13 protein-coding genes are annotated in these 21,193 nt (G+C 63.7%); 6 read left to right on the forward strand and 7 right to left on the reverse strand.

Annotated elements, in window-relative coordinates; genetic code table 11:
- Nucleotides 1-97 precede the first annotated feature (97 nt).
- The gene (locus IEX16_RS19530) at nucleotides 98-640 is read right to left on the reverse strand and encodes a restriction endonuclease (protein ID WP_188710236.1); all 543 of its coding nucleotides are present in this window, start codon (nucleotides 638-640) and stop codon (nucleotides 98-100) included.
- A gap of 202 nt (nucleotides 641-842) precedes the next feature.
- The gene (locus tag IEX16_RS19535) at nucleotides 843-1,346 is read right to left on the reverse strand and encodes a GNAT family N-acetyltransferase (RefSeq protein ID WP_188710237.1); all 504 of its coding nucleotides are present in this window, start codon (nucleotides 1,344-1,346) and stop codon (nucleotides 843-845) included.
- Nucleotides 1,347-1,692: 346 nt separating this feature from the next.
- Here IEX16_RS19535 and IEX16_RS19540 point away from each other — a divergent pair, with 346 nt between their 5' ends.
- From IEX16_RS19540 to IEX16_RS19555, 4 genes are all read left to right on the forward strand, one after another.
- Nucleotides 1,693-3,282, forward strand: coding sequence for an efflux RND transporter periplasmic adaptor subunit (locus tag IEX16_RS19540; protein WP_188710238.1), 1,590 nt, complete (start codon nucleotides 1,693-1,695; stop codon nucleotides 3,280-3,282).
- A gap of 22 nt (nucleotides 3,283-3,304) precedes the next feature.
- Nucleotides 3,305-6,523 (forward strand): efflux RND transporter permease subunit, encoded by a 3,219-nt coding sequence (locus tag IEX16_RS19545; protein WP_188710239.1) that lies wholly within the window; start codon nucleotides 3,305-3,307, stop codon nucleotides 6,521-6,523.
- 736 nt (nucleotides 6,524-7,259) lie between these two features.
- Nucleotides 7,260-10,505 (forward strand): efflux RND transporter permease subunit, encoded by a 3,246-nt coding sequence (locus IEX16_RS19550; protein ID WP_188710240.1) that lies wholly within the window; start codon nucleotides 7,260-7,262, stop codon nucleotides 10,503-10,505.
- A gap of 5 nt (nucleotides 10,506-10,510) precedes the next feature.
- Nucleotides 10,511-11,938 carry an efflux transporter outer membrane subunit gene (locus tag IEX16_RS19555; protein ID WP_188710241.1) on the forward strand — a complete coding sequence of 476 codons (1,428 nt, stop codon included), beginning with the start codon at nucleotides 10,511-10,513 and terminating at the stop codon, nucleotides 11,936-11,938.
- A gap of 794 nt (nucleotides 11,939-12,732) precedes the next feature.
- Here the strand turns inward: IEX16_RS19555 and IEX16_RS19560 are convergent.
- The 5 genes from IEX16_RS19560 to IEX16_RS19580 all read right to left on the reverse strand — a co-directional run bounded on the left by IEX16_RS19560 (nucleotide 12,733) and on the right by IEX16_RS19580 (nucleotide 18,505).
- Nucleotides 12,733-13,290: an MOSC domain-containing protein gene (locus tag IEX16_RS19560; RefSeq protein ID WP_188710242.1), complete on the reverse strand. Its 558-nt coding sequence runs from the start codon at nucleotides 13,288-13,290 to the stop codon at nucleotides 12,733-12,735.
- Nucleotides 13,291-13,295: 5 nt separating this feature from the next.
- Entirely contained in the window at nucleotides 13,296-14,630 is a 1,335-nt protein-coding gene (gene glmM, locus IEX16_RS19565) for a phosphoglucosamine mutase (protein WP_188710243.1), read from the reverse strand.
- Between the two features lie 92 nt (nucleotides 14,631-14,722).
- Nucleotides 14,723-15,583 carry a dihydropteroate synthase gene (gene folP, locus IEX16_RS19570; RefSeq protein WP_188710244.1) on the reverse strand — a complete coding sequence of 287 codons (861 nt, stop codon included), beginning with the start codon at nucleotides 15,581-15,583 and terminating at the stop codon, nucleotides 14,723-14,725.
- A gap of 179 nt (nucleotides 15,584-15,762) precedes the next feature.
- Nucleotides 15,763-17,685, reverse strand: a complete 1,923-nt coding sequence (gene ftsH, locus IEX16_RS19575) for an ATP-dependent zinc metalloprotease FtsH (protein WP_188710245.1) — start codon at nucleotides 17,683-17,685, stop codon at nucleotides 15,763-15,765.
- A 124-nt stretch (nucleotides 17,686-17,809) separates the two neighbouring features.
- Complete coding sequence (locus IEX16_RS19580; protein WP_188710246.1) at nucleotides 17,810-18,505, reverse strand: RlmE family RNA methyltransferase; 696 nt, start codon at nucleotides 18,503-18,505, stop codon at nucleotides 17,810-17,812.
- A gap of 32 nt (nucleotides 18,506-18,537) precedes the next feature.
- Here IEX16_RS19580 and IEX16_RS19585 point away from each other — a divergent pair, with 32 nt between their 5' ends.
- Both IEX16_RS19585 and IEX16_RS19590 read left to right on the forward strand, forming a co-directional pair.
- The gene (locus tag IEX16_RS19585; RefSeq protein ID WP_188710247.1) at nucleotides 18,538-19,014 is read left to right on the forward strand and encodes a YhbY family RNA-binding protein; all 477 of its coding nucleotides are present in this window, start codon (nucleotides 18,538-18,540) and stop codon (nucleotides 19,012-19,014) included.
- Nucleotides 19,015-19,107: 93 nt separating this feature from the next.
- Entirely contained in the window at nucleotides 19,108-21,183 is a 2,076-nt protein-coding gene (locus IEX16_RS19590; RefSeq protein WP_188710248.1) for a M3 family metallopeptidase, read from the forward strand.
- The last annotated feature ends 10 nt before the right edge of the window (nucleotides 21,184-21,193 follow it).

The raw sequence follows: 21,193 nt of genomic DNA on the forward strand, positions 1-21,193 counted from the left end.
CACCGACTGCTGGGGCCAATCGGCTACATTCCCCCTGCCGAAGCTGAAGAAAATTACTATCGGCAATTGGCCAGTCAGGCCGTCATATCGGTTTGACTTAACCCAACGGGCCTCCACGAAACCCGGGGCGATTCATATCGTCTTTATCGATGTTTCCGTTTATAAACGTGAGGGCCTCATCAAGTCCTGGACCTGCATCAAAGTTGGCTTGAATTTTGACAAAACGCCACTGTAGAAGGTCTAGAGCGATCTGGATTTCGGAGACCCACTTTGCTGCATCGCTTCCTGTCGTCTCCGTCAGTATGCGAGTTTGAATTCCTTTGCGTCCTGCAAGTTCTTCGGCAGCTTTAGTGAATCCTTCGGAAGACACAGCAACGGTTGTGGACGCCCCGATACTTTCCTTTTTTGTTGCAAGTTGCTCAATCCAAGTGACATCTTGGGGGGAGTCACGTTTTCTGCACTCCACGGTAATGAGTATCGGAGTGCTGCCGACTTTAAATCGGATGGATGCATCCACCTCTCTCTTTTGGCCAGTTACGAGGTCGGGCAAGTGATCAGGCGATTTAATTTCTGCGCCCAATGGAAGCAAGGTTTTTTCGATGGCCGCAATAAGTAGCTCGAATTTTCGCCAATCCCGCATATGTTGGTCCTCGTCCTGTTTAATCGCTGCTCCATAGCCAATTCGGCTTAGCTCATGTTACTGACTAGCTGTGGACATCACCACAAGGCTCGGACAGGGCGCAAAGACTGGAACGAACGGCGCACAACCCAATTAAGTCAACAACTTAGACCGACGGCAAAACTACGAACCAAGAGGTCGCGGATTGGTTTTCCAGGCGCATTCAGCTCAGCCACTTCTGCAGAAACTGCGCGTTGCCCAGCGCCGGGTCGAGCTGGTAGCCGGCAAAACCGATGCGTTCATACAGCCTGATGGCGGGCGCATTGCCCGGCAGCACTTCCAGCGTGAGTTTGCAAGCGCCGCGTTCGCGCGCGATGGCCTCGACCTCGCTCAGCATTTTTTCGCCGACGCGCTGTCCGCGGTGGCTGGCCAGCACCACCACGTCGTGCACATTGACCAGCGGCCGGCAGGCGAAGGTGGAGAAACCCTCGATGCAGTTGACCAGCCCGACCGGCTGTGGGCCGTCAAACGCCAGCACACTGAAGGCCTGGGGCCGCGCGGCAAGCGCTTGCACCAGGTGGGTTTTGGCAAAGTCACCGAGCGGGTGGCCGCCGCCAGCCGGGTCGCGTGCGTAGGTGTCGAGCAAATCCACCAGCGCGCTGGCGTGCCCTGCATGGTTGTAGTCGGCACGGAAGATCTGGAGTCCGGTTGAGGCAGGCTGGGTCACTGGGGCTTTCGTCGGAGTTCGGGAGCGGCGATTTTACGGGCCGCCCTGCGCCAGTCTGCCATTCACATGTCAAATCGGGCGCCAGCCCTTTACTGACAAGCGCAAGCTGCTCGCCAATTCATAGCACCCCAACCCGGGACGCGACGGCCTGCAGCCGCGCGCGGGTGGGCGCTGGCCTTTACCGGAGGTTTACCCTCGGCTGTCAACCGCTACACCTGCGCCGGAAAGCTTGCAGTGATAATTCCTGATGGGATAGCAACAGCTGCGCGCGGCAAGCCGGCGAAGCGCAGTGACATTCCAGCCACGACAAGAAAATGCTGCTGAGCAGCGGCCACAAGGACAGCTGATGGATCCAGAATTTGACGCGCCGCCCGCGGGCACACCTACCCCGCTCCCCCAACGCATGAGCCGCCGCGCCAAGCTGATCGGCAGCCTGATCGCGCTGCTGGCCCTGACGGGCATGGGCTGGCTGGCCTGGCATTTCACCCGACCGGCTACTGAAACCAGCGCCGGCCCCGGCGCTGGCGGACGCCGCGCACCGGCCACCACCGTAGGTGTCGCCACCGCCGAGCAGGCCAGCATTCCCATCTTGCTGGACGCGCTGGGCACGGTGACGCCGCAGGCCAGCGTGCGGGTGCGCCCGCAAGTCACAGGCGTGATGCAAAAGGTGTTGTTCAAGGAAGGCCAGATGGTCAGGGCCGGCGAGCTGCTGGCCACCATCGACCCGCGCCAGTTCGAACTCACCCTGCAGCAGGCCAGCGGCCAGCGCCAGCAGGGCGAAGCTCAACTCGACAGCGCACGCGTGACCCTGCAACGCTTCCAGACCCTGCTAGGCCAGGACTCGATTGCCCGCCAGGAGGTCGACTCCCAGGCCGCGCTGGTCAAGCAGCTCGAAGGCACGGTGCTGATCAACCGGGCCAACGAAGGCGCAGCGCGCCTGAACCTGGGCTACACCCGCGTGGTGGCACCGGTGAGCGGCCGCGTCGGCCTGCGCGCGGTGGACATCGGCAATGTGGTCAGCCCCAGCGATGCCAACGGCATTGCGCTGATCACCCAGGTCACGCCCATCGACGTGGTGTTTGCCATCCCGCAAGACCAGATCGGCGAGCTGCAGCAGACGGCGACCGCCGGCGCGCCCATGAAGGTCACGGCGCTGGACCGCACCCGCGCCTCGGTGCTGGATACCGGCGTCTTTGCCTCGCTGGACAACCTGGTGGACACCACCACCGGCACCGTCAAGGCCAAGGCGCGGTTTGCCAACAGCAAGCTCACGCTGTTCCCCAGCCAGTTTGTCAATGTGCGGGTAGAGGTGCGCACGGTTGAAAACGCTGTGGTGGTGCCTGTGACCGCCGTGCGCCTGGGCGCCACCGGCGACTATGTGTATGTGCTCAATGGCGCCGACCGCACCGTCAGCCTGCGTCTGGTCAAGCGCGGGCCGGCCACCGTGGACAAAATCGTCATCGCTTCGGGCCTGAAGGCGGGCGAACGCGTGATCACCGAAGGCGCCGACCGCCTTAAGGACGGAGCGCGTGTGGTGCTGCCGGGCGACGCGCTAGGCGCCGGCGCAGGCCGCCAGGGCCGCCGTCCCCAGGGCGCAGCCTCGGCACCGCGTGGCAGTGATGCCGGTGCGCCGGCGCCGCAGGGCCCGGCGTCCGCCGCTGCCCCATCGTCGGCAGCGCCGTCCCCCGCCGCGCCGGTAGCGGTCGCTGCATCTGCGCCAGCACCGGGTGCAAGCTCACCCGCTCCGGACATCGCAGCCACGCCCACACCGGAACAACTCCAGCGCTTCATGGATCAGGTCAAGGACGACGCCGAGGCTCTGGCGCGCCGCAAAGCGCTTGTCGAAAAAATCAAACAGGGCGACCCCGCAGCCCTTGAGCGCTGGCAGAAAATCAGGGAGCGACGCCGCGAGAACAACCAGGCGGGCACGCAGTGACGGGTAACAGGCACCATCCCGCATGAGCCCGTCCAGTCCTTTTATCCTGCGGCCGGTCGCGACCTCGCTGCTGATGGTGGCCATCGTGCTGGCAGGTCTGGTCGGCTTCAAGTTTTTGCCACTGTCGGCGCTGCCGCAGGTCGACTACCCGACCATCCAGGTCCAGACCCTGTACCCCGGCGCCAGCCCCGAGGTCATGGCGCAAACCGTGACCGCGCCGCTGGAGCGCCAGTTCGGCCAGATGGCGGGGCTGCAGCGCCTGAGCTCGACCAGCGCGGCCGGTGTCTCCATCGTCACGCTGCAGTTCGGCCTGGGCCTGGCGCTGGACGTCGCCGAACAGCAAGTGCAGGCGGCCATCAACGCCGGTGGCTCGCTGCTGCCGGCCGACCTGCCGGCGCCGCCGGTTTATGCCAAGGTGAACCCGGCCGACGCGCCGGTGCTGACCCTGGCCATCACCTCCGACAGCCTGCCGCTGACCGAGGTGCAGAACATCGTCAACACCCGTCTCGCGCTGAAGATCAGCCAGGTCAGTGGTGTCGGCCTGGTCTCGCTGAGCGGCGGCCAGCGTCCGGCCGTGCGCATCCAGGCCGACACCCGCGCCCTCGCCTCTTACGGGCTCGGGCTGGATTCGCTGCGTACCGCCATCAGTTCGGCCAATGCCAATGCGGCCAAAGGCAGCATTGACGGGCCGACACGCTCCTACACCATCAACTCGAACGACCAGTTGCTGGCTGCTGCCGATTACCAGAACCTGATCATCGCCTTTCGCAACGGTGCCGCCGTGCGGGTCAGGGACGTCGCCCAGGTGGTGGACAGCGCCGAGAACATCAAGCTCGGCGCCTGGAGCGGCGGAGACTGCCCCCCCCTGTCCGCTTCACGGTCTCCCCCTGCAGGGGACAACTGCCTGGGGGCGGCCCGTCGGCAGTTGGTGCCCGCGATCATCCTGAACGTACAGCGCCAGCCCGGCGCCAACGTGATTGCCACGGTGGACGCCATCAAGGCACGCCTGCCCGAGCTGCAGGCCGGCCTGCCGACGGCCCTGCAGGTCGACATCCTGAGCGACCGTACCACCGGCATACGCGCCTCGGTGCTTCATGTGGAGATTGAGCTGCTACTGGCCGTGGTGATGGTGGTGCTGGTAATTTTTGCCTTCCTGCGCAACATCCGCGCCACCGTGATTGCCAGCCTGGCGGTGCCAATTTCGCTGATCGGCACCTGTGGCGCCATGTATTTGCTGGGCTACAGCCTGAACAACCTGAGCCTGATGGCGCTGACGATTGCCACTGGGTTTGTCGTCGATGACGCGATCGTGATGATTGAAAACATCTCGCGTTACATCGAAAAAGGCGAGGCGCCCATGGCCGCCGCGCTCAAGGGCGCGCAGCAGATCGGCTTCACCATCATCTCGCTGACGGTGTCGCTGATTGCGGTGCTGATCCCGCTGCTGTTCATGGGTGATGTGGTTGGGCGCCTGTTCCGTGAGTTCGCGATCACGCTGGCCATCACCATCCTGATCTCGGCCGTGGTGTCGCTGACCCTGGTGCCCATGATGTCGGCAAGATGGCTCAAAAGAGCCCCCACGCTCCCCGAGGGGGCGCTGCGCCTGCGGGCCGGCGAAGCCGGACCCGCGGCCCTGGCTGGTGAAGACAAGGCCCATAACCGTATCAACGCGCGGCTGGAGAAGTTTTTTGACGATGTGATCACGCGTTACGACCAGTCGCTGACCTGGGTGATGCGGCACCAGGGCGCCACCCTGCTGGTGGCGCTTGCCACGCTGGTGCTGACCGTGCTGCTCTACCTGATGATTCCCAAGGGGCTGTTCCCGACGCAGGACACCGGCCAGTTGCAGGCGCGCATCGAAACCTCGCAGTCGGTGTCTTACGCGCGCATGGCCGATCTGCAGCAGGCGGCGGCGCGGGCCATTCTGGAAGACCCGGATGTGGCCACGCTGAGCTCCTTCATCGGCGTGGACGCGGCCAACAACACCATGCTGCACACCGGCCGCATGTTGATCAACCTGAAGAACGAACGCAGCGGCAGCCAGCAGGAAACCATGGACAGGCTGCAGCGCCGCGTCGGCGAGGTGGCCGGGGTCACCCTGTTCCTGCAGCCAACGCAGGATCTGACGATCGACGCCGAGACCGGGCCGACCCAGTTCCGGGTGTCCATCGAGGGCTCGGACACCGGCACCGTGTCGCAGTGGGCCAGCAAGCTCGCGCAGCGTATGCAGGAAATGCCCGCGCTGCAAAACATCGCCTCGGACGCCGGTGCCCAGGGCAGTTCGGCGTACATCAAAGTGGACCGCGACAGCGCCTCGCGTGTCGGCGTCACCACCTCGTCAATTGACGACGCGCTTTACAGCGCCTTCGGCCAGCGCATTGTTTCAACAATTTTTACCGAGACCAACCAGTACCGCGTGATTCTGGAAGCGATGCCGAATCAGCTCACAACGGCCGCCTCACTCGGCAACCTGCCGCTGCGCACCGGCTCGGGCACCACCACGCCGCTGGGCAGCATTGCCAGCATCATCGAACAGCCGGCGCCGCTGCAGATCACGCGGGTGGCGCAGTACCCAGCGACCACCCTGGGCTTCGACACAGCGCCCGGCGTGTCGCTCGGCAAGGCGGTGGACCAGGTCAAGCAGGCGGCCAAAGAGATTGGCATGCCGGCCAGCGTGACCATGACCTTTCTCGGCGCAGCGGGCGCCTACCAGTCCTCGCTGTCCAGCCAGTTGTGGCTGATCCTGGCGGCGGTGATCTGTGTCTACATCGTGCTGGGCGTGTTGTATGAAAGTTATATCCACCCGCTGACGATTCTCTCGACCCTGCCGTCGGCCGGCGTGGGTGCGCTGCTGATGCTGATGCTCAGCGGCTCTGACCTCGGGGTGATCGGCATCATCGGCATCATCCTGCTGATCGGCATCGTCAAGAAAAACGCGATCATGATGATCGACTTCGCCATCGACGCCGAAAGGAGCGAAGGCAAGTCGCCTCAGGAAGCGATTCACCAGGCCGCGCTGCTGCGCTTCCGCCCGATTTTGATGACCACCTTGGCCGCGCTGTTTGCGGCTGTGCCGCTGATGCTGGGCTGGGGTGAAGGCGCCGAACTTCGCCGGCCACTGGGTTTGTCGATTTTTGGCGGCCTGATTGTCAGTCAGGTGCTCACGCTGTTCACGACGCCGGTGATTTATCTGGCGTTTGACAGGATGGGACAGAGGTTCAGGCGGAGAGGTTCTGTGTGAACGCCCTCCCCTCCCGGTTTGTCATCCCGGACTTGATCCGGGATCCATGTCACTTCCCCCGCACCGATCGGGCTGAGCTTGTCGAAGCTTGTGCAAGCTTTACCGCCTTGGTTCTGCCAACAAGCCGGGGGTTGCCCGGCGGCAACTCACTTTTCTTTTGCGTCGCCAAAAGAAAAGTAAGCAAAAGAAAAGGCGACCCGATGGTCTGGGTCCCTTCGCTTCGCTGCGGGCAACCTGCGGTGCTCGCCGAAAACGGGGTCGAGCTCGAACTCGCTGCGCTCAGACAATCGCTCGCCCTGATCCGTTTTCGGCTGCGCTCCTCGGCCCAGCCCGACGGGTGGGGGGGAGAAGGCGGGTTCGGGGAGGCGAGGACGCGCAAAGCGCGTCCTCGCCGGAGCCCGATTGCGAACCCGAATCTGAATCCGACCCCGTTCCCGCCCCTACCACCCTTCTGTATGCGCCGAGGAGCGGAGGTCCAGACGGATCAGGGCGAGCGATTGTCTGAGCCGAAGGCGAGTTCGAGCTCGACCCCGGCTGGACCGAGCACCGCAGGTTGCCCCGTAGCGCAGCGCAGGGGACGCAGACAGCAGGGTCGCCTTTTCTTTGCTTACTTTCTTTTGGCGAAGCAAAAGAAAGTGAGTTGCCGCCGGGCAACCCCCGGCCAGCAGACCACACGACCACTACCAACACGGGTTCACAGCGCAACCGACCTGCCGGCAACCCAAGGAGCCGGCAAGTGAACCTCTCCGAACCCTTCGTCCGCCGCCCGGTGGCCACAGTGCTGCTGACCGTGGGCATTGCCCTCGCCGGCATAGGCGCTTTCTTCGTGCTGCCGGTCTCGCCGCTGCCGCAGGTGGATTTCCCGACGATTTCTGTCAGCGCGTCACTGCCAGGCGCCAGCCCGTCCACCATGGCCAGCAGCGTGGCGACGCCGCTGGAACGTCGTCTAGGCACGATTGCGGGTGTCAACGAAATGACGTCCAACAGCAGCAATGGCTCGACGCGCATCAGCCTGCAGTTTGACCTGAACCGCAAGATCGATGCGGCGGCGCGCGAGGTGCAGGCCGCCATTAATGCCTCGCGTGCCGACCTGCCGGCCACACTGCGCAGCAACCCGACCTACCGCAAGGCGAATCCGGCGTCGGCGCCGGTCATCATCCTCGCGCTGACTTCCAAAACCCGCTCACCCGGCCAGATCTACGACGAAGTCTCTAACCTGGTGCAGCAGAAAATCGCCCAGGTGCCCGGCGTCGGAGATGTCGAGCTCGGCGGCGGCTCGCTGCCCGCCGTGCGGGTGGACCTGCTGCCGTTTGCGCTGAACCGCTACGGCGTCAGTGCCGAGGACGTGCGCGCGGCCCTGCAGGCGTCTAATGCCAACCGCCCCAAGGGCACGATCGAGGGCAACGGACAGCGCCTGCAGATTTATTCGGGCGGCGACACCGCTAGCGGTGGGCGCAAGGCGGCGGACTACCGTGACCTGATCGTGGCCTGGCGCAACAACACGGCCATCCGCCTGCGCGACGTGGCCGAGATTGTCGATGGCGTGGAGAACATCAACACCCTGGGTCTGTTCAACGGCGAGCGGGCCGTGATTGTGCTGGTCACGCGCCAGCCGGACGCCAACGTGATTGCCACGGTGGACGGCGTGCGCGCGCTGCTGCCCGAGTTGCAGGCGCAGTTGCCGCAGGACGTGGTCTTGCAGGTTGCGTCCGACAGCACCAACTCCATCCGCGCTTCACTGCACGAAATCGAGATCACACTGCTGATCTCGATTGTGCTGGTGGTGCTGGTGGTCAGCGCGTTTTTGCGCAGTGCACGCGCCACCGTGATTCCCGCCGTGGCCACCGTGGTCTCGCTGCTGGGCACCTTCGGCGTGATGTACTTCCTGGGCTTCAGCCTGAACAACCTGAGCCTGATGGCGCTGACGGTGGCCACCGGTTTTGTGGTCGATGACGCCATCGTGGTGCTGGAAAACACCAGCCGCCACATCGAGGCCGGCATGGACCGTTTCAAGGCCGCGCTGCTGGGTGCGCGCGAGGTCGGCTTCACCGTGCTGTCAATCAGCCTGTCGCTGGTGGCAGTGTTCATCCCGCTGCTGTTCATGGGCGGCCAGGTGGGCCGGCTGTTCCGCGAATTTGCCGTCACGCTGTCGGCGGCGGTGCTGATCTCGCTGGTGATTTCACTGACCACCACACCGATGATGTGCGCCTGGCTGCTCAGGCCGCAGGCACAGGACAAGCCGCCGGGGCGCCTGGCGCGCTGGTTCGAAAACGCTTTCAAGCGCGTCCACCGCGGCTATGAGATCAGCCTCGACTGGGCGCTGGCCGCCCGCGGCATCGTGATGCTGAGCCTGGTTGCGGTGATTGCGCTCAACGTCTACCTCTTTGTATCGATTCCGAAGGGTTATTTTCCGCAGCAGGACACCGGCCAGATCAGCGGCGGCATACGCGCCGACCGCAGTATCTCCTTTCAGGCCATGCAGACCAAGCTCAAGGCCATTGTCGACATCATCCGCGCCGACCCGGCCGTCGATACCGTGGTCGGTTTCACCGGGGGTTCGCGCGCTGGCGGCGGTTTCATGTTCATCAACCTCAAGCCGGTGGGGCAACGTACTGACAAGGGTCAGGCGGTGATCACTCGGCTGCGGCCGCAACTGGCGCAGATTACCGGCATCAGCATCTTCCTCAACCCGGTGCAGGACCTGCGCGGCGGGGGGCGCTCAAGCAATTCGACCTACCAGTACACCCTCAAGAGTGACAGCACCTCGGAACTCAAGCTCTGGGCCACGCGGCTGGCCGAACAAATGAAGCTGCAGCCCGAGTTGACCGATGTGGACACCGACCAGCAGGAAAACGGCGTCGAGACCATGGTCACGGTCGACAAGGACAGCGCCGCGCGGCTGGGTATCAGCTCGCGCGACGTGGACAACGCGCTGTACAACGGCTTCGGCCAGCGACAGGTCGCCACGATTTACGCCGATCTGAACCAGTACAAGGTGATCATGGGCGTGGCACCGCGCTACATCCAGAGCCCGGAGTCGCTCAAAGACATTTATGTGCCTGCCAAAGGCGGCAGCGGCACCACCCTGGCCAGCGCCGTGCCGGGCACCGTCACCACGGTGGTCAACCCGGCGCTGCGTGACCCGTCGTCGGGCCAGGCCCTGAGTTCTGCCATGACCACCATGGTGCCGCTCTCAAGCATTGCCAGGTTCAGCGAAAACTCTACCGCCGCATCGATCAGCCATGAGGACGGTGAGCTCTCGACCACGGTGTCCTTCAACCTGGCCGACGGCGTGCCGCTCAGCGATGCGCAGGAAGCGGTGAAAAAGGCTGAAGCCGAGATTCGTCTGCCCAACAACGTGCGCGGCAGTTTTGCCGGCACCGCGCTGAGCGCCCAGCAGTCGCAGCGGGAACAGCCGCTGCTGATCCTGGCGGCGCTGATCGTGATCTATATCGTGCTCGGCATTCTTTATGAAAGCCTGGTCCACCCGATCACCGTGTTGTCCACCCTGCCCTCGGCCGGCGTCGGCGCGGTGCTGGCGCTGCTGATGTTCAAGATGGAGTTTTCCATCATCGCGCTGATCGGCGTGTTCCTGCTGATCGGCATCGTCAAGAAAAACGCCATCATGATCATCGACTTCGCGATTGAGGCCGAGCGTTCGCGCGGGCTGTCCGCCGTTGATGCCGTACGCGAGGCCTGCCTGCTGCGTTTCCGGCCCATCCTGATGACCACGCTGGCCGCCATGCTGGGCGCGCTGCCGCTGGCCATCGGTTTCGGCGAAGGCGCCGAGCTGCGCCGGCCGCTGGGCATCTCCATCATTGGCGGGCTGATCGCCAGCCAGTTGCTGACCCTGCTGACCACGCCGGTGGTGTATGTGCTGATGGACAAGCTGCGCCGGCGCGGCGCGTCTGAACGCCAGCTCAGCCGCCACCCTGATGACGCCAGCGCGCCGCCACCCGGCCATCCGCTGCAACTGCAATAAACACCATGACCATACACTTGCCCTTGCGCTTCCGTCGTCATCTGCTTGCCCCCCTGGCGTTGGCCCTGCTGGCCGCTGGTTGCGCCGTGGGCCCCGACTACCAGCGGCCGGCCACTGCCGAGGTCGCAGCGTTCAAGGAAGCTGGCGACTGGGTCAGCGCGGCGCCCGCCGACATGCTGGACCGCGGCCCGTGGTGGCTGCTCTTCGGCGACCCGGTGCTCAATGAACTGGCTGCGCGCGTTGAAGTCTCCAACCAGAATGTCGCCATTGCGGTTGCGGCCTATGCACAGGCGCGCGCGCTGGTGCGCGAGCAGCGTGCCTCGCTGTTTCCGCTGGTCACGCTCAACAGCGGCGCCACGCGCGCGCGCAGCAGCGGCAACACCACTACCGGCGCCACCGGGCGCGTCGGCAACAACTACCAGCTCAGCATAGGCGGCAGCTGGGAACCCGATGTCTGGGGCCGTCTCGGACGCGCGGTCGATGGCGCCTCGGCCGGCGCGCAGGCCAGCGCAGCCGACCTGGCTTCGGCCAAACTGTCGGCCCAGGGCGAACTCGCCGCCAACTACTTCGCGCTGCGCCAGACCGACGCGCAAAAGCTGCTGCTCGAAAGCACGCTGGAAGGTTTTCAGCGTTCCGTCGAGATCACGCAAAACCGCTACACCGCTGGCATCGTCGCCAAAACGGACGTGTTGCAGGCGCAAACGCAACTGGCCAACGCCCAGGCCGACAACGCCGGGCTGGTGCGCCAGCGCGCCCAGCTCGAGCACGCGATTGCGGTGCTGGTTGGCCAGGCACCGGGCAACTTCTCGCTGCCGCCGGTGGCCTGGAAACCGGCCGTGCCCGACATTCCGGCGGGTATGCCGTCCACCTTACTGCAGCGCCGGCCCGACATTGCCGCCGCCGAACGCCGCGTGGCCTCAGCCAATGAGCAAATCGGCATCGCCAAAAGCGCTTACTACCCGAACATCTCGCTGAGTGCGTCGGCCGGCACCGGCGCCAGCCGCGTGGCAGACCTGTTTTCCGCGCCCAGCCTGATCTGGTCGCTGGGCCTGTCCGCCGCCCAGGTCCTGTTCGATGCGGGCACCACCAGCGCGCGCGTTGATGGCGCCACGGCATCCCATGAGCAGGCGGTGGCGCGTTACCGCCAGACCGTGCTGGTGGCCTTCCAGGACGTCGAAGACCAGCTTGCCGCCACCCGCGTGCTGCAGGTCCAGCAGGAATTGCGCCGCCAGGCCTCGGAAGCCGCCGATCAGGTCGAGCAGCAGGTGCTCAACCGGTACCGCGCCGGACAGGTGGGTTTCACCGAGGTCATTGCCGCCCAAGGCACCGCACTCAGCGCCCGCCGCGCCCTGGTGCAGGCGATGGCGGATCGGCAAACCACGGCGGTGGCGCTGATTCAGTCGCTGGGTGGGGGTTGGCAGGCTGTGGAGTAACTCTTTATTTGCTACTCTTTTTATAGCTGCTTGCGCAGTTCGGATAAGGGCTGGAGGCTGATTTCACTTAGAAATTGCTGGCCTTTGCAGCATCACGCTCCGCCTCGTGCTTGCGCTGGACAGTAGGGTCTAACTCCCCACTCCCACCCCTAGCCCCTCCCTCGCCCCGCTGGGCGATGGAGGGGGACTTCATTTGGCCGCGTGCGCTGCGCTCGCGTGCAAACATGACGGCCGGTTGGGATTCCCGTGCCGGAAGCGCTTTGCGCTTCCGGCACTCAGGAGGGGTTCGGTATGCGGTATTGGTTTTCTCTCCCCGACCCGTCGGGCTGGGCCGAGGAGCGCAGCGAAAAATGGATCAGGGCGAGCGATTGTCTGAGCCGAAGGCGAGTTCGAGCTCGACCCCATTTTTTGGGAGCACCGCAGGTTGCCCGCGGCGAAGCGGAGGGACCCAGACCATCGGGTCGCTTTTCTTTTGCTTACTTGTCTTTGGCAAGACAAAGACAAGCGAGTTGCTGCCGGGCAAGCCCCGGCCAACCGTCGCTGACCAGCCCCAACGCCCGGTTCTGCAACAGACAACAGAACTCGACGCCCCACTTCCACCCCTAGCCCCTCCCTCGCCCGGCTGGGCGATGGAGGGGGACCGCATGTGGCCGCGTGCGCTACGCTCGCGTGCAAGCATCACCGTTCGTTGGGATTCCCGTGCAGGAAGCGCTGCGCGCTTCCTGCACCCTGGATCGTCGGGTAAAACCGAGCGGCCCTCAGGACTCAAAAGGCCTATGGGGCAACGATGTCAGCTAGACCGGCACCAGTGGCCCGTGCGGCGGCGGCGGCAGCACGATGCGGATGACGTCACCCGCGCTGACCTCCCCGCCGGTCAGCACCACACCCATCACGCCGGCCTTGCGAACAAGCTGGCCGCTGCTGTCGCGGTCCAGCACTGCGACCATCAGGCCCTGCTGGAAGCGGTCAATCTGGCTGCAGGGGTTGCGCAGCCCGGTAACTTCCACCACCGCTTCGCGGCCCAGATGCAGCAGTGTTCCCGCCGGCAAAGCCAGCAGGTCCACGCCGCGCGTGGTGATGTTTTCGCCGAGGTCGCCGGGATGCACGGAAAAACCACGGGTCATCAACTGTTCGAACAGTTCGGCGTGCAACAGGTGCACTTGCCGCAAATTGGGCTGGCTGGGGTCGCGCGCCACGCGCGAGCGGTGCTGCACGGTCAGACCCGCATGCGCATCACCTTCCACACCCCATTCCGCCACGAGTTTGACGGTCGCTTGCGAAAACTTGCTGAAATCATGGCGGCGGCTGCGGTGAACCGCAAGCACTGTGGCGATGCCAGCTGCACCCGTCATTGGATTCAGGCGGCCTTGATCGCCGCAACAAGCCTCTCGGCACAGGCCAGCGCCTGCCCCGCGTCACGGGCTTCTACCATCACGCGAACCAGCGGCTCGGTCCCGCTGGGTCGTATCAGCACGCGGCCGTTGTTGCCGAGTTCGGTCTTCACGGCCTCGGTTTCCGATGCCAGCAGCTTGCTGCCGGCCCAGTCCTGCCCGGCCTGCAGGCGCACATTGATCAGCGTCTGCGGAAACAGCGTGACATCGGTCAGCAGTTGCGCCAGCGTCTTGCCGCTGCGCACACAGGCCTGCAGCACCTGCAAGGCGCTGATCAGGCCATCACCGGTACTGTGTTTGTCCAGCGCCAGCAAGTGGCCCGAGCCTTCACCGCCCAGCAACCAGCCGCGCTTTTCCAGCTCTTCCAGCACATAACGGTCGCCCACCCTGGCGCGGACAAATTCCACACCTCTAGCCTGGAGGGCCACTTCGACGGCCATGTTGGTCATCAGGGTGCCCACAGCGCCTGGCACTTTTTCATCACGCGCCAGACGCTCGGCCACCATCAGGTACAGCACCTCGTCACCATTGAACAAACGTCCTTCGGCATCCACCAGTTGCAACCGGTCTGCGTCGCCGTCGAGTGCCACGCCGTAATCCGCGCCATAGGCTTTCACGGCTTTGATCAGGGATTCGGGATGGGTGGCACCGACCCCATCATTGATATTGATACCGTCCGGCGAGCAGCCGATACAAGTTACATCGGCGCCCAATTCATGAAACACCTCGGGCGCAATGTGATAAGCCGCGCCGTGCGCCGCATCGACCACGATCTTCAGGCCCTTGAGCGTCAGGTCATTGGCAAACGTGCTTTTGCAAAATTCGATATAGCGGCCGGCGGCATCGTCGAGCCGGCGCGTCTTTCCGAGGTTCGGCGAGTCAGCCCACACCGGCGCCTCCTCCAGCGCCGCTTCCACTGCGAGTTCCCAGGCGTCGTCGAGCTTGGCGCCCTGGGCGCTGAAGAATTTGATGCCGTTGTCGGGAAAGGCATTGTGGCTGGCACTGATCACCACGCCCAGGCTGGCGCGCTGCGTGCGCGTGAGGTATGCCACGCCGGGTGTGGGCAGGGGCCCGAGCAGCACCACATCCACACCGGCAGAGTTGAAGCCCGACTCCAGCGCGCTCTCTAACATATAGCCAGAAATCCGCGTGTCCTTGCCGATCAACACCGTGGGTCGCGCTTCCGTCCGCTTGAGCACACGGCCCACCGCATGGGCCAGGCGCAACACAAAATCGGGCGTAATAGGCGCCTGCCCCACCGTGCCGCGAATGCCGTCGGTACCGAAATATTTTCTTGTCATCGCTTGGCTTCCCTCGTCGATCCTTGTTGTGGTGGCTGGAATGCCCACTGCCCCGGATTTTACGGGGCCGATCCCGCGCCGCCTGTAGGCGGTCACGCCATCAGAGCAGCCCAGACTTTGAGGGCCTGCACCGTCTCGCGCACATCGTGTACGCGCACCACACGGGCGCCACGCTCGACCGCCAGCACGGCAGCCGTGACGCTGGGCACCATGCGGTCGGCAATGTCGAGCTTGGCCACGCTGGCCAGCGAGTTGCTGCTGACAGCCGCCAGCGAGGACTTGCGCGACCATCCGGCCAGCACCGGGTAGCCAGCGGCCAGCAGTTCCTGCTGACGGGCCAGCAGCGAAAAGTTTTGCGCCACGGATTTGCCAAAGCCTATACCGGGGTCCAGCACGATACGGCGGGCGTTCACACCCCGCGCCAGCAGTTCTTTGGCGGCTTGTTCCAGGAAGGAAAGGACTTGCGGCAGGACATCGCCCTCCATGGGCGCGGCCTGCATGGTTTGCGGCTCGCGGTGCATGTGCATCAGACAGACGCCGCAACTCGGGTGCGCCGCCACGACGGCAGCCGCGCCGGGCTGCCGCAAGGCCCAGATGTCGTTGATGATGTCGGCGCCCAGGTCCAGCACGGCGGCCATGACTTCGGGTTTGTAGCTGTCCACCGACACCGGCACACCCAGGGTCACAGCATGGCGCACCACCGGCAGGACACGCGCGAGTTCCTCGTCCAGCGGCACCGGGGGAGCACCGGGTCGGGTCGATTCGCCGCCGATGTCCAGCATGTCGGCGCCGTCGCAGACCAACTGCTCACAATGAGCCAGCGCGGTCCGCTGGTTGCCGGCTGCGGAAAAGTAATTGCCACCGTCCGAGAACGAATCCGGCGTGACGTTGACGATACCCATGACGCGGGGCCGCTCAAGACTGATTTGAAAGCGCGAGGTTTGCCAGATCACGTAATACTCCTAAGGCCCCGCGCGTCGGCAAAGGTTTCGCCGCCGGGCCGCCCCAAGGCGAAATGCGCCCCATTTTCCTGTGAAAGGGGCAGCGAACTGCCGCAGGCTCGCGAAGCGACAAGCGTGGGGGCCAAAAAATAACCGGGGACGTGCCCCGGTTGTCATGTTTGCGCCAGCTCTCAGGCCACGGTGGGTGCCGGATCGGTGTTCACCGCCGGTGTGCCGCCGCTCGGGCCGCTGCCACCGCCGACCGACGGATTGCGTGGCGTCCAGTCCTTGGGCGGGCGCGGCTCCTTGCCGGCAATGATGTCGTCGAGCTGCTCGCCGTCAATGGTTTCCCATTCAAGCAGAGCCTTGGCCATGGCGTGAATTTTTTCCTGGTTGTCTTCGATCAGCGTGCGTGCCACCGTGTATTGCTGGTCAATGATGCGGCGGACCTCGCCGTCCACTTTTTGCAACGTGGCTTCGCTCATGTTGTTGGTCTTGGTGACTGAACGGCCCAGGAACACTTCACCTTCGTTTTCGGCATAGACCATGGGGCCGAGGGCCTCGGTCATGCCGTAACGGGTGACCATGTCTCTTGCCAGGGCGGTGGCGCGTTCAAAATCGTTGCTGGCGCCGGTCGTCATCTGGTTCATGAAGACTTCTTCGGCAATGCGGCCACCGAACAGCATGCTGATCTGGCTCAGCATGTACTCGCGGTCATAGCTGTAGCGGTCCTGTGCCGGCAGGCTCATGGTCACACCGAGCGCGCGGCCACGCGGGATGATGGTGACCTTGTGCACCGGGTCACACTTGGGCAGCATCTTGCCAAGCAGCGCGTGGCCGGACTCGTGGTAAGCCGTGTTGCGACGCTCTTCCTCAGGCATGACCATGCTCTTGCGCTCGGGACCCATCAGGATTTTGTCCTTGGCTTTCTCGAAGTCCTGCATCTCGACGGTGCGGGCACTGCGGCGCGCAGCCATCAGCGCGGCTTCGTTGCACAGGTTGGCAAGATCGGCACCGGACATGCCGGGCGTGCCGCGGGCGATCACGCTGGGGCTCACGTCCTGGCCGAGTGGGACCTTGCGCATGTGCACATTGAGAATCTGCTCGCGGCCACGAATATCGGGCAGGGTGACATACACCTGGCGGTCGAAACGGCCGGGGCGCAGCAAGGCGGCGTCCAGGATGTCGGGGCGGTTGGTGGCAGCCACCACGATCACGCCAACATTGGTCTCAAAGCCGTCCATCTCGACCAGCATCTGGTTCAAGGTTTGTTCACGCTCGTCATTGCCACCGCCCAGGCCAGCGCCACGCTGGCGGCCGACAGCGTCGATCTCGTCGATGAAGATGATGCAGGGCGCGTTTTTCTTGGCATTGTCGAACATGTCGCGCACACGGGAGGCGCCCACACCGACAAACATCTCAACGAAGTCGGAACCGGAGATCGAGAAAAACGGCACCTTGGCTTCGCCAGCAATGCTTTTGGCCAGCAGGGTCTTGCCGGTGCCCGGAGGGCCCACCAGCAGCAAGCCGCGCGGAATGCGTCCGCCCAGCTTCTGGAATTTTTGCGGGTCGCGCAGGAAATCGACAACTTCCTTGACCTCTTCCTTGGCCTCGTCGCAACCGGCGACATCGGCAAAGGTCACGGGATTGGTGGATTCGTCGAGCAGCCGCGCCTTGGACTTGCCGAAGCTGAAGGCCCCGCCCTTGCCGCCGCCCTGCATTTGCCGCATGAAATAAATCCAGACGCCGATCAGCAGCAGCATCGGGCCCCAGCTGACCAGCAGGGTCATCAGGAGTGAGCCTTCTTCGCGGGGTTTGACGTCGAATTTGACATCGTTGGCAATCAGGTCGCCGACCAAGCCGCGATCCAGGTAGGTGGCGGTGGTGCGTATCCTGCGGTCATCGGTGGTGACAGCAGTAATCTCCGTGCCGCCCTGACCTTCCGCGATGGTTGCGGTCTTGATGCGTTTGCCCTTGACCTCGTCAAGGAACTCGGAATACCCCAGGTAATTCGTACCGGCGCCACCGCGTGTATCAAATTGCTTGAAAACGGTGAACAGCACCATGGCGATCACCAGCCAGATTGCAATTTTGGAAAACCACTGATTGTTCAAGGATGTCTCCGATAGAGGAACTCAAGGCACATGCGCCTGATTTTAGGCGTTTCAAGGGGAAAAATCGAATGTCCCTCACCGGACATCCCTAGGTCTGAAGCGGGTTTGCGGAAATTTTTGGGGTTTACCCCGGCTCCACCGCAGTTTGGCGGCTGTTTTTCAGACCCATGCCGACCAGAAAAGTTTCGGATGAATTGGAACGTGAGGCCTTGGGCTTGACCGGCTTGACCACCTTGAAAGTCTCCTTGAACAGCTTGACCAGCGGGCTGTAGGCGCCGCCATGAAACAGCTTGACGACCAGCGCACCGTCGGGTTTGAGGTGGCTGACGGAGAAGTCCACCGCCAGCTCGACCAGGTGCGCAATGCGGGCCGCATCGGCGGTCTCGATACCCGACAGGTTGGGCGCCATGTCAGAAATCACCACATCGACCTTGGTAAAACCGCTATCGGCGCTCAGGGTCTGCTCCAGTTGCTGCAGCACCTCGGGTTCGCGAAAGTCGCCCTGGATGAAAACCACACCTTCGACCGGGTCCATCGGCAGGATGTCCAGCGCCACAATGCGGCCGTTCAGCGCACCAACGGCCGCGCCCGAAGGCGATAGTTTGCGGCGTGCGTACTGGCTCCAGGCACCGGGCACGCTGCCCAGGTCCACCACGCAGTAGCCCGGTTTGATCAGCCCCAGCGTGTCGTCGATTTCCTTGAGCTTGTAGGCCGCCCGCGCCCGATAACCCTCTTTTTTGGCCAGCTTCACATAGGTGTCGTTGACGTGGTCGTTGATCCACGCCCTATTGACTTTTTTGCTTTGGGTTTTTACTTTCATGCCTCTATTGTCCTCTCACCGATAATCGGGGCATGGCTCAAATACTACTTACCCCTGCCCAGCGCAAAGACCACCGCGCCGAAGCGCATCACCTGGACGCCGTCGTGATGGTCGGCGCCGACGGCGTGACCGAAGCTGTCAAGAAGGAAATCGACGCTGCGCTCAAGGCGCACGGCCTGATCAAGGTGCGTGTGCAATCCGACGACCGCGCCGGCCGCGAAGCGATTTTCCAGAGCGTCAGCGACGAACTCAACGCCGCGCCGATCCAGCACATCGGCAAGCTGCTGGTGCTCTGGCGACCCATGCCGCCCAAGGAAAAAAAGGTCAACGAAGACCGCATGCCAGGTCCGCGTGATGTCAAAGTGCTCAAAAACAGCAGCCGTTACGGCCAGCGCCCCGAGGTCAAGACCCTGCGTGTGCTGGGCAACCAGCGCTTGACGCCGGGCGGTAGCGTCAAACGCGCCAAGAAACCCCGGCTACAAAGCCTGAAAAAGCGCTCGCAGGACTGAGCGCCCCGGCCGGCCGGGGGCGGCGCGATGATTTTGCGTGTTTGTCCGAGTTTGTCCCTTTAGATCGGGCGCCATCGCCCATAGCTGATTGCCATGACCACACCCAACCCGCTGCTCGACTACTCCGATCTTCCCCTGTTTGACCGCATCCAGCCCGACCATGTAGGTCCAGCCGTCGATGTGCTGCTGGCGCAAGCCGAAACTGCGCTGGCGCAGGTTACGGCACCGGCATTTCCGGCGCGCTGGACCGATATCGCCGGCGTGCTCGACATCGCCACCGAAAACCTCAGCCGCGCCTGGGGCGCGGTCAGCCACCTCAACGGCGTGGCTGACACCCCCGAATTGCGGGCCGCCTACAACGACGCCCTGCCCAAGATCACCGAGTTCTGGACCCGCCTGGGTGCCGACGAACGCCTGTACGCCAAGTACAAGGCGATTGACGTCGCCAGCCTGAATACCGAGCAGCGCCAGGCCCATAAAAACGCCATGCGCAATTTTGTGCTGTCGGGCGCCGAACTGGTCGGCGCGGCCAAGGCGCGTTTTGCCGTCATCCAGGAGCGCCAGGCCGAACTGAGCCAGAAGTTCAGCGAAAACGCGCTCGACGCCACCGATGCCTTCGCCTATTACGCCAGAGAAGACGAGCTGGCCGGCGTTCCGCCCGATGTGGTCCAGGCGGCACGCGCGCAGGCCAAAGCCGAGGGCAAGGACGGCTACAAACTCACGCTGAAGATGCCGAGCTACCTGCCGGTCATGCAGTTTGCCGACAGCAGCGCCTTGCGCGAAACCCTGTACAGGGCTTACAGCACCCGCGCCAGTGACCAGTCGCCCACCGAATTCAGCCACTTCGACAACAGCGCCGTGATGCAGGAAATCCTGGCACTGCGGCTGGAAGAAGCGCAATTGCTCGGTTATCGGAATTTCGGCGAAGTCTCCGTGGTTGCCAAGATGGCCGACTCGCCGGAGCAGGTCATCAGCTTCCTGCACGACCTTGGCCAGCGCGCAAAACCTTATGGCATCAAGGACGTGGCCGACCTGCGCGCGTTCGCGTCAGAACAACTCGGCCTGACCGACCCCAAGCCCTGGGACTTTGCCTGGATCGGTGAAAAACTCAAGGAAGCGCGGTATTCCTTCAGCGAGCAGGAAGTCAAGCAGTATTTCACCGCGCCCAAGGTGCTGGCCGGCCTGTTCAAGATTGTCGAGACCCTGTTTGAAGTGGCAATACGCGCTGACCGGGCCCCGATCTGGAAGCCCGGCGTCGAGTTTTACCGGATCGAACGCGACGGGCAACTTGTCGGCCAGTTCTACCTCGACCAGCCGGCCCGCACTGGCAAACGGGGCGGCGCCTGGATGGACGACGTGCGCGCACGCTGGTTGCGCCCCGACACCGGCACGCTGCAGACGCCAGTGGCACATTTGGTGTGCAACTTTGCCGAAGGCGTGGGCGGCAAGCCCGCGCTGCTGACGCATGACGATGTGACCACGCTGTTCCACGAATTCGGCCACGGCCTGCACCACATGCTGACCCAGGTCAACGAGCGCGATGTCTCAGGCATCAGCGGCGTTGAGTGGGATGCGGTCGAGCTGCCCAGCCAGTTCATGGAGAACTTCTGCTGGGAATGGGATGTGCTCAAACACATGACGGCCCATGTCGACACTGGCGAGCCGCTGCCGCGCGCGCTGTTCGACAAGATGCTGGCCGCGAAAAACTTCCAGAGCGGCATGCAGACCCTGCGACAGATCGAGTTTTCGCTGTTCGACATGCTGCTGCACACACAGTGGCGACCGGGCAACGATGTGATGACCCTGCTGGCCGGCGTGCGCGACGAGTTCGCCGTCATCACGCCGCCGCCCTACAGCCGCACCGCGCATACATTCAGTCACATTTTTTCTGGCGGTTATGCCGCCGGCTATTACAGCTACAAATGGGCGGAAGTCCTCTCGGCAGACGCCTATGCGGCTTTCGAGGAAAGTGCACAAAGCGCCACAACGACAGGTAGAAACACCGATGCCGAAGCGGTGTCTGGCACCGTTACTGTAGAAACTGGCAGAAAATACCGGCGAGCCATTCTTGAAGCTGGCGGCAGCCGGCCGGCCATGGAATCGTTCAAAGCCTTCCGGGGCCGCGAACCTTCGATTGACGCGCTGCTGCGTCACCAGGGAATGGCTTGACACCGACTTT

The sequence above is a fragment of the Polaromonas eurypsychrophila genome (assembly GCF_014641715.1).
GTDB lineage: Bacteria > Pseudomonadota > Gammaproteobacteria > Burkholderiales > Burkholderiaceae_C > Polaromonas > Polaromonas eurypsychrophila.